General features: G+C 72.0%; 14 protein-coding genes and 1 pseudogene. 4 read left to right on the forward strand and 11 right to left on the reverse strand.

All coding sequences use genetic code 11. The features are described 5' to 3' along the window. The first annotated feature begins 46 nt into the window (after nucleotides 1–46). Nucleotides 47–397, forward strand: a complete 351-nt coding sequence (locus ACFYPN_RS01120) for a 5-carboxymethyl-2-hydroxymuconate Delta-isomerase (RefSeq protein ID WP_389296372.1) — start codon at nucleotides 47–49, stop codon at nucleotides 395–397. Between the two features lie 33 nt (nucleotides 398–430). Here the strand turns inward: ACFYPN_RS01120 and ACFYPN_RS01125 are convergent, their stop codons facing one another. The 7 genes from ACFYPN_RS01125 to glnII all read right to left on the reverse strand — a co-directional run bounded on the left by ACFYPN_RS01125 (nucleotide 431) and on the right by glnII (nucleotide 7759). Further along, a complete protein-coding gene (locus ACFYPN_RS01125) occupies nucleotides 431–1153 on the reverse strand; it encodes a TetR/AcrR family transcriptional regulator (RefSeq protein WP_358757943.1) in 723 nt (240 codons plus the stop codon). A 210-nt stretch (nucleotides 1154–1363) separates the two neighbouring features. Further along, nucleotides 1364–2467: a PDR/VanB family oxidoreductase gene (locus ACFYPN_RS01130; RefSeq protein WP_389296373.1), complete on the reverse strand. Its 1104-nt coding sequence runs from the start codon at nucleotides 2465–2467 to the stop codon at nucleotides 1364–1366. A 3-nt stretch (nucleotides 2468–2470) separates the two neighbouring features. Next, nucleotides 2471–3376 carry a metal-dependent hydrolase gene (locus ACFYPN_RS01135; protein WP_389296374.1) on the reverse strand — a complete coding sequence of 302 codons (906 nt, stop codon included), beginning with the start codon at nucleotides 3374–3376 and terminating at the stop codon, nucleotides 2471–2473. Nucleotides 3377–3439: 63 nt separating this feature from the next. Continuing rightward, nucleotides 3440–4120, reverse strand: a complete 681-nt coding sequence (locus tag ACFYPN_RS01140; RefSeq protein WP_389296375.1) for a LuxR C-terminal-related transcriptional regulator — start codon at nucleotides 4118–4120, stop codon at nucleotides 3440–3442. Beyond that, nucleotides 4105–5388, reverse strand: coding sequence for a sensor histidine kinase (locus tag ACFYPN_RS01145; protein WP_358757950.1), 1284 nt, complete (start codon nucleotides 5386–5388; stop codon nucleotides 4105–4107). The genes ACFYPN_RS01140 and ACFYPN_RS01145 overlap by 16 nt, the downstream gene beginning before the upstream one ends. A gap of 263 nt (nucleotides 5389–5651) precedes the next feature. Further along, a complete protein-coding gene (locus ACFYPN_RS01150; RefSeq protein WP_389296376.1) occupies nucleotides 5652–6311 on the reverse strand; it encodes a winged helix-turn-helix domain-containing protein in 660 nt (219 codons plus the stop codon). Between the two features lie 428 nt (nucleotides 6312–6739). Beyond that, nucleotides 6740–7759 (reverse strand): glutamine synthetase, encoded by a 1020-nt coding sequence (glnII, locus tag ACFYPN_RS01155; protein WP_358757953.1) that lies wholly within the window; start codon nucleotides 7757–7759, stop codon nucleotides 6740–6742. Nucleotides 7760–8047: 288 nt separating this feature from the next. Between glnII and ACFYPN_RS01160 the strand changes: the two genes are divergently transcribed. Then, the gene (locus tag ACFYPN_RS01160) at nucleotides 8048–8983 is read left to right on the forward strand and encodes a Gfo/Idh/MocA family protein (protein WP_389296377.1); all 936 of its coding nucleotides are present in this window, start codon (nucleotides 8048–8050) and stop codon (nucleotides 8981–8983) included. A 119-nt stretch (nucleotides 8984–9102) separates the two neighbouring features. Then, entirely contained in the window at nucleotides 9103–10449 is a 1347-nt protein-coding gene (locus ACFYPN_RS01165; protein WP_389296378.1) for a hypothetical protein, read from the forward strand. Between the two features lie 89 nt (nucleotides 10450–10538). Here the strand turns inward: ACFYPN_RS01165 and ACFYPN_RS01170 are convergent, their stop codons facing one another. After that, nucleotides 10539–10901, reverse strand: a complete 363-nt coding sequence (locus ACFYPN_RS01170) for an ArsC/Spx/MgsR family protein (protein WP_389296379.1) — start codon at nucleotides 10899–10901, stop codon at nucleotides 10539–10541. Between the two features lie 132 nt (nucleotides 10902–11033). Between ACFYPN_RS01170 and ACFYPN_RS01175 the strand changes: the two genes are divergently transcribed. Continuing rightward, nucleotides 11034–11345, forward strand: a complete 312-nt coding sequence (locus ACFYPN_RS01175; RefSeq protein ID WP_389296380.1) for a hypothetical protein — start codon at nucleotides 11034–11036, stop codon at nucleotides 11343–11345. Nucleotides 11346–11501: 156 nt separating this feature from the next. Here the strand turns inward: ACFYPN_RS01175 and ACFYPN_RS01180 are convergent. The 3 genes and pseudogenes from ACFYPN_RS01180 to ACFYPN_RS01190 form a co-directional block, all read right to left on the reverse strand. Further along, nucleotides 11502–12202 (reverse strand): annotated as a pseudogene (locus ACFYPN_RS01180) (contact-dependent growth inhibition system immunity protein). Between the two features lie 12 nt (nucleotides 12203–12214). After that, the gene (locus ACFYPN_RS01185) at nucleotides 12215–12520 is read right to left on the reverse strand and encodes an RNase A-like domain-containing protein (RefSeq protein WP_389296381.1); all 306 of its coding nucleotides are present in this window, start codon (nucleotides 12518–12520) and stop codon (nucleotides 12215–12217) included. 8 nt (nucleotides 12521–12528) lie between these two features. Further along, entirely contained in the window at nucleotides 12529–13188 is a 660-nt protein-coding gene (locus ACFYPN_RS01190; protein ID WP_389296382.1) for a hypothetical protein, read from the reverse strand. Nucleotides 13189–14052 lie beyond the last annotated feature (864 nt).

Genomic DNA, 14052 nt, shown 5'->3' on the forward strand with positions numbered 1-14052 from the left:
AGGCTGGGCCCCGACACTGCCCGCCCCAGCCCCATCGGAGCGCCTGATGCCCCAGATCACCGTCGACTACTCCGCCGAGCTCGACGACGCCTTCGACCGCCGCGGGTTCGCCGGGGAGCTGCATCCGCTCGTCGCCCGGACGATCAGCACGGCCGTCGGGAACTGCAAGACGAGGTTCCGACGGGTCGATGAGACCGTGACGGGGGACGGCTCCGCCTCCGGCGCGGTCGTCCACATCGTCGTCGCGATGCAGGCCGGTCGCACCCCGGAGGTCCGGGCACTGCTCAGCCAGTCCATGGTGGCTCTGCTGGCGGAGCACCTCAAGCCGGTCGACGGCCTCCAGGTACAGATCTCCGCGGAGACCCGCGATCTGGACCGCTCGTACCGCAAGAGGTGACCGCGCCGGCCCGCCACTCCGCGCGGCCGCCGGTCACGGCTGCCGCTGCGGGGGGACGGCGGACGGCCCGGCGGTCAGCATCGCGAGGCGGGTGAGCAGTTCGCCGAACGGCCCGTCCGGAGGCTCCTGTTCGAGGGCGCGCAGCACGATACCGGCCAATTCCTCGTCGTACGCGGCACTCACGGCGGCCAGCGCGGCGAAGTCGTGCACCAGCTGGCGCTCCAGCTCGGTGCGGGGGACGCGCTTCCCGTCCAGCCAGAGCAGCGCGGTCGCCTCGGCGAGCGACACCCAGGTGCGCACCACCAACTCCAGCCGGGCGGACGGGACCTCGATCCCGAGGTGGCTGAGTATCTGCTCGTACGCGGCCTGGCGCACCCCGTCGATCATGGCGTTGGTGGTGGACGAACCGGCCGCCGGGCCGCCCCGCATGAGCGCGGAGAAACCGGGTCCGTGGTCCTCCACGAAGTCGAAGAACCGGCTCATCACCCGCAACAGGCGGGTACCCAGGGGGCCTTCGTGCGGCTCCTTGAAGCGCTCCGCCAGTTCGTCGGCGGCCCGCCGCAACGCGGCCTCGTACAAGTTCTGTTTGCCGGGGAAGTAGTGGTAGACCAGCGGGCGGGAGATGCCCGCCGCGGCGGCGATCTCGTCGATCGACACCTCGTCGGGGGGACGGCTGCTGAACAACTCCAGTGCGACGCCGATCAACTGTTGTCTGCGCTCGTCGACACCCATTCTGCGCCGCACCCCGGTGGTCATGCGGACAGCCTACGGGCTGTCCCGCACTTCGTGGTGGATAGTGCGCGGCGTCAGATGCGGTGCATCGCAAGGCGGAGGGACGTCCGCATACTGGATGTATGTGGACGTTCCGACAACGCGGCGAGGTGCCGTAGCTGTCGTCGCGCACCCGCCAGGAATTGCGGGGCAGCCCTTGACCGCGGCCCGGCGGACGGCGTCCCCGCGGCCCGCCTACAGATCGAGGACCAATCGCCCGCCACGGCACCGCGACACGCAGATCAGCATCGAGTCGGCCCGCTCCGCGTCCGTCAGCAACTCGTCCCGGTGGTCGATATCGCCCTCCACCACACGTTGTTGGCAGGTGCCGCAGAAGCCCTGCTCACAGGAGTACGAGACATCGGGCAGCTCCTCCCGCACGGCCGCCAGCACCGACTGGCCGGCCGCCACGGACACCGTCCGTCCCGAGCGCCGCAGTTCCACCTCGAAGGCGCCGGAATCCGCGCCGCCGCCGGGAGCCCCGGACGAGAACCGCTCCAGATGCAGGGTGCACCCCTCCGGCACGGCGGCGGCGACCGTGTCGATCAGGGGGCCCGGGCCGCACACGTAGACGGCCGTCCCGGGCGCGAGCGCCACGAGTGCCGCGGCCACGTCCGGGTGCCCCGCGGTGTCCTGCGGGACGACCGTCACCCGGTCCCCGTCCGCGCCGAGCTTCTCGATCTCGTCGAGGAAGGGCATGGTGGCCCGCGACCGCCCGCCGTACAGCAGCCGCCACGGGGCCCCCGACGCGGCGACCGCCCGCAGCATGGGCAGGACCGGGGTGATGCCGATGCCGCCCGCGACGAAGAGGTAACCGTCCGCTTCGACCAGCGGGAAGCGGTTGCGGGGGCCCCGGACGCCGACCTCCTCGCCCTCGTGCAGCTGGGCGTGCGCCTCCCGGGAGCCGCCCCGGCCGTCTTCGGCGAGCCGGACCGCCACCGTGTACGTCCCCGAATCCGCCGGATCGCCGCAGAGGCTGTACTGCCGGACCGATCCGGAGGGCAGCACCAGGTCGAGGTGGGCCCCCGGCTCCCAGGGGGGCAGGCCGGGACCCTCCAGCCGGAGCTGGACGACCCCCTCGGCGGGCGAGCTCCGCTCGGTGACCAGCAGCCGGCGGGTGGTGGTGGCACCGCGCCCCGACCGCCCGGAGGTGGGCTCCTCCAGGGCGGGCATCGGCCAGAGCGGAGACGCGGCGACCCGCCCCCGCAGCGCGCGCCGGGCGAGCAGGGCGGCACCGGCGCCTGCGACCAGCAGCACGGTGCGCGGACGGGGCCGGGGGAGGGGCATGGGCGGCGGCATGGGTCAGAGGGTTCCCGTCGTACGGGCCTCGGCGGCGAGAGCCGCGGGCGAGCGGGCGAGATAGCCGACGGCCTGCGCGGTGCTGCCGGTTCGTGAGGGGTGGTAGCGGCGGCTCAGATAGTCCGGGACCGACCGCAGGAGGTCCCCGGTCGCGGGCAGCGTGCCTCGCCTGCCGCCAGCGTGGAACTCCCGGAACGACGCGTGGCCGTCGGTGAGGCCGGGGTCGTTCCGCACGAAGAAGCGGACCCCGCGCTGCCAGAGGAAGACCAGCGCGGAGAGGGCCGTGGCCCAGGTCCGCACCCGGCGCCGGTAGCCGCCGTCCACGTGGCAGAACACTTCGAAGGCGACCGAACGGTGCTCGACCTCCTCGGCGCCGTGCCAGCGCAGCAGGTCCAGCATCGTGGGGTCGGCGCCCAGCCGGTCCAGGGCGTCGGCGTTGAGTATCCAGTCACCGAGGAACGCCGTGTAGTGCTCGATCGCGGCTATCGTCGCCACCCGCTCCATCAGCCACCACTCCCGCGCCCGCCCGGGCGGCAGGGTCCGGTCGCCGAGCAGCTTCTCGAAGAACCAGTCCACCTGCGCGGTGTACGGCGTCGGATCGAGCCCCAGCTTCCTCAGGTGCGGCAGGACGTCGTCGTGGGCCTGCGCGTGCACGGCCTCCTGGCCGATGAACCCGATGACGTCCTCGCGGAGCCGCTCGTCGCGTATGTACGGCAGCACCTGCCGGTACACGTGGACGAACCAACGCTCCCCGGCCGGAAGCAGCAGATGGAGGACGTTGATCGTATGGGCGGCGAACGGGTCGCCGGGCACCCAGTGCAGCGGGGTGTGCTCCCAGTCGAACGAGACGTTGCGGGGCTTGAGCGAGGTGTGTCCCGAAGTGACCGCCATCGGCTGCTTGTTGGACATGCTGTCAATGTACTGATGGGTACGGCCCAGGAACAGAGGCGTGCGCGACCTTCCTCCGCCCGGTCACCGCTGCGGCCGGTCGGCCGTGTCTCCTCTGTCCCCCCGGTCCAGATAGGCGAGCACCGCGAGCACGCGGCGGTTGTCGTCGTCCGAGGGGGCCAGCCCCAGCTTCCCGAAGATGTTCGAGGTGTGCTTGGCGATGGCCCGCTCGGTGATCACCAGCTGCGCGGCGATGGCCGCGTTCGAACGGCCCTGCGCCATCAGCTCGATGACCTCCCGTTCGCGCGGGGTCAGCCCGCCCATCGGCTCGTCCCGGGAACGCCGCGACAGCAGCTGCTGGATCACCTGCGGGTCCATCGCCGTGCCGCCGCCCGCGACCCGGCGCACCGCGTCGACGAACTGGTCGGCGTCGAAGACCCGGTCCTTCAGCAGGTAGCCGATGCCCCCGGTACCGTCCGCGAGCAACTCCCTTGCGTACAACTGCTCCACGTGCTGGGAGAGGACGAGCACCGGCAGTCCCGGGCGCGCCCGGCGGGCGGCCAGCGCGCACTGGAGTCCCTCGTCGGTGAGGGACGGCGGCAGCCGGACGTCGACGACCGCGACGTCCGGCTCCGCCTCCGCGAAGGCCCGGGTCAGTTCGGGGCCGGTCTCCACGGCGGCCACGACCTCGAAGCCGTACGCCTCCAACAGCCGGACCAGCCCGTCGCGGAGGAGGAAGAGGTCTTCGGCTACGACAACGCGCAAGGGATCTCCAGGGTCACCAGGGTGGGACCGCCCACGGGACTGCTGACGGCCAGGACGCCGTCGAATGTACCGAGCCGCCGTTCGATCCCGCTCAGCCCCGATCCCTCGCCGGCCGCCACCCGGCCGCCGATCACCGCCCCGCCACGGCCGCTGTCCGTCACCGACACCCGGAGCATCCCGTCCGCGTGGTGCACGTCCACCCAGACGCGGTCCGCGCCCGAGTGCTTCGCCGCGTTCGTCAGCGCCTCGCTCACCGCGAAGTACGCGGCCGACTCCACCGGCGCGTCCGGCCGCCCCGGCAGATCCACCGACACCTCGGACTCGAAGGGCATCCGCAGGGCCAGGGCCCGCACCGCGTCCCCGAGGCCCCGCTCGGCGAGCACCGGCGGATGGATGCCCCGGACCAGGTCGCGCAGCTCGGTGAGGGCCTCGGCCGAGGACGTACGGGCCGCCGCCAGCATCCGCTTCGCCTGCTCAGGGTCCTTCTCGATCAGCGCCTCGATCGTGCCGAGGCTCATCCCCATGGCGACCAGACGCGCCTGCGCCCCGTCGTGTAGGTCCCGCTCGATGCGCCGGAGTTCGGAGGCGGCGGAGTCCACGGCCTCGTGCCGCGTCTCGGTCAGCCGGTCGATGCGCCGGGCCAGCTCCGCCGGCGTGGGGGAGAGGACGGCGCGCGCCAGTGCGAAGTTCAGCCGCAGCAACGGCTTGCTCACCCACAGCCCGAGGTGGAAGACGGCGACCCCGAGGGCGAGCGCGGCGAACGCGGTCGCCTGGCTGTCCACCGGCACGAAGCCGTACCAGTACCTGTGGTCGCGGTAGACGTGCCACAGGCCCCCCGCCAGGACGGCACCCTCCACCCAGTAGACCATCAGCACCGCCGGGACGATCGCCAGCACGAAGCCCGCGGTCATGTCGGTGAACAGCCACTGGATGTCCCGCCAGGTCGCCGGGTCCTTCAGCATCAGGAGGGTGAGCTCCACCCGCCCCGCGAAACCGGCGCGCGGATCCTTGGGCAGGGGACGGTACGGGACGGGAATCCGCACGTCCGACCAGCTCGCCGCGAGAGCCCTGCGCCGGTTCGCATGCCGGCGGACCTGCTCCAGCACGTACGGCGTGGTGAAGAACCCGACCCCGAGCAGGACGAACGCGAGCGAGAGGACCGTCGCGACGAAGAGGGCGAGCGACCCGCCCAGACCCGCCACCGCCAGTACCGACCCGCGTTTCGCCGCCGTCGTCGCTTCCCTGAACCGGCTGATCGTCCCGCTCATCGCCTTCGTCCTCCCCGTCCCACGCCCGTCGGCCGGTCGCCGCGTGGTGCGCCCGGCCGGCCGTACGGGGCGAGCCGCCCCGTACGGGAGCAAGTCTCGCCCGGGGAGCGGGGTGTGCGGCAGCCGGTACGCACCCCGCCCGGGGTGTACCTGGCACCACCCCGGGTGGCGGCGGCGCCCGGTCCGGAGCGGAGAGCGCGGTGCCCCGGGTCCCACGGAACGTGACCGCGGGGCCCGAGGCCCGTTTCTGCCCAACAGTGCCGTCAGGGCGTGTACTTGTACCCCACCCGCCGGACGGTCTGGATCGAATGGCGGTGCTGGGCACCGAGCTTGCGGCGCAGCCGGGCCACGTGCACGTCCACGGTGCGGCCGTCGCCGACGTGACCGTAACCCCAGACGGTCGTCACCAACTGGTCGCGGGTGTGCACCCGGTGGGGGTGCGCGACCAGGTGGGCGAGGAGTTCGAACTCCAGGTAGGTGAGGTCGAGCGCCACGCCGTCCACGGTCGCGATGCGCCGGGTGGAGTCGATGAGCACCGGACCCTCCGGCGCGGGAGCGGCGGAAGCCTCGCGCACCACGGCCTGCGGGGCGAGCACGCCCTGCGGGACCGGTCCGGGGGAGAAGGGCAGGGCGTCCGTGAACGCGCCCGCGAGAGCGGCCTGTTGGTCGGCGGGCACGAGGACGAGGTAGCCGATCATCGGCGGCCGTCCCGGAAGAGTGGGCAGGGAGTGCTGGGGCGCGGGCAGCCAGGTGGCTCCCGGCGGCAGCAGGTCGGCCATGTCGGTGAGCCGGACGACGTCGTCACGGTCGACCGCACGGAGCCGGCGGTTGGGGGTGAGGGTGCGGGCGGTGGTGGTGGCCGCAGCGGGGGCCGCCGATGCCGCGGTGGCGGCGGAGGCGGAGAGGGTACGGGCGTTCGCCATGAGGGTCAGCTCTTTCGCGCGAGGAGTTCGTCGAGGGACGTACGTCGTGAGCGCGGGCCGAAGACCGGGGTGAGCGGCTTTAGAGGGCCTGCGCGTTCCTCGCGCGGCAACACACCCGGTCGAAGTCGTGATGCTGACGGGAAGGCCAGAACGGCTCAAGGTCGCTGCGACCCGATGAGGTGTACTGGAAGCCGGCCATGGGCCCATTGAAGCAGAGAATGCGGTACGGCAGCAGCCTCCATCCACCCGTCGATACGGACCCTTTGCCTTGGGTGGTGTCCTCCGCACCCCGCTACCCGCCCCCGGACGGCGTTCCTGCCCGGCGTGAGCAGGACCGACCCCGGCTCGACCCCGACCCCGTACGACGAAGTGGACGCCCACCGTCAACCGGCGGGCGTCCACTTCGTCGTACGGGCAGGTGCGGGGGATCAGCCCTGGTCGGCCTTCTCCAGCGCGGTGCAGCAGGTGTCGACGATCAGCCGCGTGACGACGTAGGGGTCGACGTTGGCGTTCGGGCGGCGGTCCTCGATGTAGCCCTTCTGGTCCTGCTCGACCTGCCAGGGGATGCGGACCGACGCGCCGCGGTTGGAGACGCCGTAGCTGTACTCGTTCCACGGGGCGGTCTCGTGCAGACCGGTCAGACGCTCGTCGATGCCGGCACCGTAGTTCTTGACGTGGTCGAGCGGCTTCGAGCCCTCGCCCAGCGACTCGCACGCGGTGATGATCGCGTCGTAACCCTCGCGCATCGCCTTGGTGGAGAAGTTGGTGTGGGCGCCGGCGCCGTTCCAGTCGCCCTTGACCGGCTTCGGGTCGAGGGTCGCGGAGACGTTGAAGTCCTCGGCGGTGCGGTAGAGCAGCCAACGGGCGATCCACAGCTGGTCGGAGACCTCCAGCGGCGCCAGCGGGCCGACCTGGAACTCCCACTGACCGGGCATGACCTCGGCGTTGATGCCGGAGATGCCGAGACCGGCCTTGAGGCAGTTGTCGAGATGCTTCTCGACGATGTCGCGGCCGAAGATCTCGTCGGAGCCGACACCGCAGTAGTAGCCGCCCTGCGCGGCCGGGAAGCCACCCTCGGGGAAGCCGAGCGGGCGGTGGCCCGCGAAGAAGGTGTACTCCTGCTCGATGCCGAAGATCGGCTCCTGGCCGGCGAAGCGCTCGGCCACCGGACGCAGCGCGGCACGGGTGTTGGTCTCGTGCGGCGTCATGTCGATGTTGAAGACCTCGCACAGGACGAGGACGTCGTCGCCGCCGCGGATCGGGTCCGGACAGGTGAAGACCGGCTTCAGGACCCGGTCGGAGGCGTGGCCCTCGGCCTGGTTGGTGCTCGACCCGTCGAAGCCCCAGATGGGCAGCTCCGCACCGTCGGCCAGGATCCGCGTCTTGGAACGCAGCTTGGCGGTCGGCTCGGTGCCGTCTATCCAGATGTACTCAGCCTTGAACGTCACGGGAAGCCATCCTTTGCGGGTGCTGCGAGGTCTATGGGCGCAGCTTCGCAAGGTGCGATTTCCCGTCCGTTGCCCAAATGTGAACCCCGTGTTACCAACGTTTTCAGCGCGTGAAGCGCGTCACACCCGCCTGCCGCTCGCTCCGCCCGCGCCCCGGCCGTACGGGTACGAGCCCGTGGCGGCGCTCCGGTCCTCCCGGCAGCGACGGCCGGGAGACGCCTTCCTGCGACGTCGTATACGGGGCCGCGCTCCTGGGACGGGCGGGCCCCGGCCCGCACACTGGTACCCATGACGACTTCCGCGACCCCCCTGCGCATCGGCCTCCTCGGCACCGGACCGTGGGCCCGCAACACCCACGCCCCCGCCCTCGCCGCCCACCCCGGCGCCGAACTGAGCGGGGTGTGGGGCCGCCGCCCCGAAGCGGCGACCGCCCTGGCCGGCGCCCACGGAGCCCGGGCCTTCGCCGGCGACGACGGCCTCGACGCGCTGCTCGCCGCCAGTGACGCCGTCGCCGTCGCACTGCCGCCGGACGTGCAGGCCCCGATCGCGGCCCGGGCGGCCGCCGCCGGCTGCCACCTCCTCCTGGACAAGCCGGTCGCCACCACCGCGGCGGGCGCCCACGAGGTCGCGGCGGCAGCCGCCCGGTCCGGCGTCGCCTCCGTCGTCTTCTGTACCCTGCGCTTCGCCCCCGAGACAGCAGCGTGGATCACCGAACAGGCCGCGCTGGACGGGTGGTTCACCGCGCGCGCCCAGTGGCTCGGCGCGCTCTGGGCCCCCGGCGCCACCAGCGAGTACGCCGCCTCCCCGTGGCGCCGCGACAAGGGCGGCCTCTGGGACGTGGGCCCGCACGTCCTCTCCGTGCTCCTCCCGGTCCTCGGCGACGTGACGGAACTGACCGCCGTCCGGGGCCCGTCCGACACCGTGCACTTGGTGCTCCGCCACACCTCCGGCGCCTCCAGCACCGCGACCCTGGGCCTCGCCGCCCCGCTCGGTGCCGTCGGCACCGACGTCGAACTCCGCGGCGAACACGGCGTCGCGACCCTGCCCCGTTGGGGCGGCGCCCTGGATGCCTTCGCCGGAGCCGTCGACGCGCTGGCGGAAGCCGTCCGCACCGGAGAACCGCACCCTTGCGACGTACGTTTCGGGGCGCGCCTGACCGAACTGCTGGCCCAGGCAGAAGGGCAGCTCGGACCGGAAAGCCAGGAGGTGTCCGGCGGAGCGTGACGGTTCCCGTATCGCGTACAACCGTTCGGGACTCGGGTGGGTCTTTCAGACATCAACCGGGTGCGTGCGGCCGCGAGGACGCGCCTCGTGCGCATCCCTCCGGAGGGGCGATGGGATCCGTGGGCAGGACGCGAGCGCGAGCGATGGGGCTGATCGCCGGAGTGGCGGCAGCGGCCTGGATGTCGGCGGGGCCGGCCGTCGCGGTCGTCATGGCCGGGGAGAGCGACGGGGGGAGCCCGGTGGCCGCACGGACGGACGGCACCCCGCTGCTGCAGTTCGGCAAGCCCTCTCCCGTCACCGGCGTGCGGCCGGGGGACACCGTGCCGCTGCAGATCCTGGTGAAGAACGCCGGCGACGGACCGGTCGACCGCGCGACGCTCTACATCGGCGGATCGACCGGCACGGCGTTCGCGGAGAAGTACTCCAACTGCGTACAGGACGAGATCCCCGCGCAGGACGAGGGACCGGCGCAGGTGGAAGCGATCTGCGACATCGAACAGGTCCTGGAGCCGGGAGTCGTCTACGCCCCCGAGGTACCGGTCGCCCTGACGCTGCAGCCGCGCGCGCTGTACGACTGGTACACCCTGACCATCGATGCGGAGTCGCCGGCCTTCCCCGGCGGTTCGCCCGACGGCCCCGGTGAGGAGCTGCGGCTCGTCGCGCAGGAGACCCCGCCCGCCGGGGTCGAGTACCTCGACGCGCTCCCCTTCACCCACATCACCGCGGCGAACACCGCCGACTTCTCCCTCACCGGGTCGGAGGTCACCGGCGGGAAGGGCGACACCGTCACAGCGGCGGTGACCTTCGCCAACCACGGTCCGGCCTGGGTCGACAACGACGCGGGATCGCCCATCGGCGTCTTCGACGTCGGCGTGCCGCCGGGCACCACGGTCACCGACGCGCCCGACTTCTGCACACCGGTCGGCCCGGACGGGAAACCGGCCGGGAAGACGGCGGCCGACACGTACCGGTGCACCACCCCGTACGACTACGTCGACGAGGACACCACCCTGGTGCGGGAGTTCACGCTGCGCGTCGACGACGTCGTCCCGAACGCCACGGGCAGGGCCCGGTTCGTCGCGGGCGAGAACCGGTCGGGCACCCTGCCGTTCGACCCCGAGCCGGGCAACAACACCGCGAAGATCGTGGTCAACCCGTCCGATGACGGCTCCACCGGAGCCACCGACGGCGGCACCTCCGCGAGCACCGGGTCCACGACGTCCGGTACGACCAGCGGCTCCACCACCACCGGCACTGGCACCGGCACCGGGGGTGCCGGAAGCGGCTCCGCGGCCGTGGGCGGCACGGCCCCCGAACTGGCCGCGAGCGGTGCGGGCAGCTCCGCGTACCTCGGCGCTGCCGCCGGCCTGACGGCGATCGGCGGCCTCGCCCTCGCGCTGGCGCACGGGACCTGGCGGCCCCGCCGCCGGATGCTCGCGGGCCGGGGCGGCCCGGAAAGGCACTGACGACCACTACCGGGGGCGGGTGGGGCCCCAGGGACACCCCGGGCCCCCACGCGGGATGTCCGTCCTGGCGGCCTCGACCCGCCCTGCCGTCAGCGGCGCCCCAGTGCGTCCCGTACGGCGTCCTCCGTGCGCGCCACCACGGCGGTGCCGTCCTCGGCGGTGATGATCGGCCGCTGGATCAGCGCCGGTTCGGCGGAGAGCGCCGCGATCCAGCGGTCGCGCTCCGCCGCCTCCCGGGGCCATCCCCCGATCCCCAGCTCCTTCGCGACGGCCTCCCCGGTCCGGGTGATGTCCCACGGCTCCAGCCCGAGCCGGTCCAGCACCGCCCGGATCTCCTCCGTCGTCGGCACGTCATCCAGATACCTGCGCACGGTGTACGACGCCCCCTCGGCGTCCAGCAGCGAAACGGCGCTTTGGCACTTCGAGCACTGCGGATTGATCCAGATCTCCATGGGGTCGAGGATACGGCGGAGGAGGGTGGGGCGGGCGGCCGAAATCCCCTCTGGCCAGGGGCGATTGTCAGTGGGAGGCGGTAAAATGAAGGCAGTTCGTGAGGGTTCCACCACCGCGCCAGGAGGTTGCCGATGGCCGTCGCCGCAGTCACGACCAAGCCGCTCGACCCGACGCTCCACGCCCCGTTCCTACCGATGCAGCCGTTCGCCGCGCCCCACCCCAGGAAGCGGCTCCCGGCGGGCCGCCCCCGTGAGTGGTACGTCGCCCACAACCGCCGGCTGAAGGCCATGCGGCTGACGATCGCCCTGCTCGACTCCGGCGTCTACCAGCCCTCCAGCGCCAGCAACCGCCGCATACGCCGCGCCGCCGAGCGCCTCGGCATCCACCCGCCGTCCGACCTCACCTGCCGCATGGTCCGCACCCTGATCCGCTACGGGCGCTGACCCCGGCCGGACGGTTCCCGCTCCGCGCGAAGCCCGCGCCCCGCGTGCCCGGTTCTCCGGGGGCGCGGGGCGCGGTCGTCCGGGCCGCCGCCCGGCTGTCGGTGGCGCGTGCTGCCGCGTCTGCCGGGCGGCGGCACCCGGTCCGCGGGGCAGCCCTCAGGAGTGGGCCGGGCCCGGCCCGTACGCCGGCCAGGGAGTTCCCAGCCGATCGGCCACCGAAGCCAGCCACCCGCTCGGCGAAAACGGTGCCGGTGGATCGACCTCCATGCCGAGTTCCGCCACGGCGACGGCGTACTCCGGCTCTTCGAGGTCCAGGGCGAGCAACTCCCTCAGTTCGCCCGCCAGACGCGCGACGATCCGTGGATCCGTGGTGGAGGCGTAGTCGGCGACGGCCGCACCGTGGGGGTCCTCCTGCCCGCCGAACTCGTCCGGCGTGTCCGGCGAGAACCATCCGCCGAGGAACTGCCCCGCTTCCGGGAAACGGGCGTGCCATTCCCAGCGGGTGACGGGCGTCGACGGGGGCGGCGTCCTGCCCTCCTCCACGCTCCGCCGGATGTGGTCGGCGATGATCAGCAGCCAGCCCCGGAGGTCGGATGCGGGCAGGCCGACGTCGGGCACCGGGTAGAACTCGCCGAGGCGCAGCCGCAGACTTCCCGGGGGTTGCGCGCGTACTCCCGCACCTGCGCTTCGGCGGTGCCCAGGGCCCAGGGCCGGGTATGCCAGGTGTGCCGCAGGTAAGCGGTGAGGGCGGCGCCCGGTACGTCGGCCGTGTCGTCGGCGGGCTGCCCGGTGTAGGCGCGCATGACCTGGTCCAGTTCGCCGTACCGGCGATCGTGCTCGAGGGGATTCATGGGCATGGGCGGTGGCCTCTACAGATGGACCGGAAATGTGGCGTGCACGGTGAAGCCGTGCGGGCTCGCGGCGTCCCGCTCGGGGATCACACGGGCGGCTCGTACATCGACCGGGTCGTGGCCCGCGAGCATCATCGCCCGGATCAGGACCCGGCCCACCGGGTCGGGCCGGGACGGCCACGACGCCTCAAGGGTCAGGCGTCGGCGCGTTGACTGGGCGAGCCAGCGATGGATGAGCTGTTCGCCGGCGGTGATGACCTCCTGGGTGGCCCACTGGGCGGTCTCCCGGCCGGGATAGGTGGCGGAACGGTCGAGTCCGGACACGGTGGGCCTCAATGTGCTTCGAGAAGGTGGGCGGAAGCGAGTCGCAGGACTTCCCGCAGGATCGACGGGTCGGCCCAGGAGACCACCGACCGGAGGCCCGCGAAGGACCGATGGTCCTTTTCGAGCAGCAGAGCGGCGTGCGACTCGGCGATCAGTGGAGGGAGCGCGTGCGCGCAGCCGTCCGGGTGCTCACTGGTCACTCCGGCGAGCACCCCCTCCTCGAAGCTCTCGTGTTCGTCCGACTCGACCCAGTAGGAGAAGTCCCGCGGGTGGGCGAAGACCAACTCCGCTTCCCAGGACGCCATCGGGAGCACGTCGGGACGGACGGTCCCCGCGCGTCGGGAGGTACGCACCCACGAGGCGGCCCGCGTCAGGAATTCGGCGGGGGCCAGCTCCCCGGCGGCCGCGCCGAGCCGCTCGCGGAAGCCGGGCGGCAGGTCCCTGCCCGGGGAGGCGGTCAGCTCCTCGGAAACGAGGTCCAGGAGGGCGGCGAGGCTCGCGTCCGGCATGGCCCATCTCGTGGTGGCCGCGCCGTCCAGGACCCGGTTGACGCGCGCGATCTCGTCCGCGAACGGCGCGCTCTCCCCGCGTTCGCGTGCGGACGCCAGGAGATCGACGAATCTCGCGACGATTCCGTTGTTGAAGATGGCACCGGTGTGGGTGGTCACGGCCGATACTCCTTCCCGCTGCGTGGTCGGCAGGGACGTGAGGACGACGGCGACCCCGTGGGCACCCCTGACGGCCCAGGGACGGCCCGGTCCATCACCTCCCGCTTCTTTTGACGCGCGGCACTAGTCACCTCATGAACGGGATACGTCGGCGCCGAGGTGTTGCGGCCCTACGCCGCATCTCCGCGTAGCGAACGATCGAGTCCTGCGATGCAGTCCGCAACCAGACTGGAGCTCCCACCAAGATGCGCTGCGCGTCGCTCATCTCCCCCGGGAGGTTCCAACGCCCGTCAGTCAATGCAACGTCGGTATAGATCTGGGCGAACCACTCACTGTCGTCCGCATGTCCAAGCGTGTAGCCGCGCGTCCAGGGGCGTCCTTGATGCTCTTCTTCCGCCCCCGTGCTCCCCTGATGCAGGGCGAGGTTCAAGACTTCCACTGAGAGCGCCTCAGGGTCGTCCCATGGGGAAGTGGCTCTCGTCCCGCAGCTCTCCACAAGCTCTGCGATGGCGTGCCAGGCGGACGAGTACCAGCCGTCTTCTGGAGCATCGGACGGACCCAAGAGCCGTCCGGGAAAGTTGTCCATACTGCCGAAGAGCACCAGATCGACCCGCTGACCCCGGCTGTTGGTCGTACGGACATGGAACATGGCCCCCTTGTCACGTGCAGGACCACCGATGAACCTGGCAATTTCGACTCGACCTATCCCTTTTGCGAAACGCGCAGGGTGCGGTGACTCGAATAGGGAGACAGCCTGGGCACCGATGGCCTTCTCGATTCTTAGGGCTATCTCCCGACGTGACAGCTTTTCCGTGCCCTTGCTGGCTAGCTCAGCACCGATACCTTGTGGAGCAGCCCTGACGG

Source organism: Streptomyces sp. NPDC005576, from assembly GCF_042871745.1.
Taxonomy (GTDB): Bacteria; Actinomycetota; Actinomycetes; order Streptomycetales; family Streptomycetaceae; genus Streptomyces.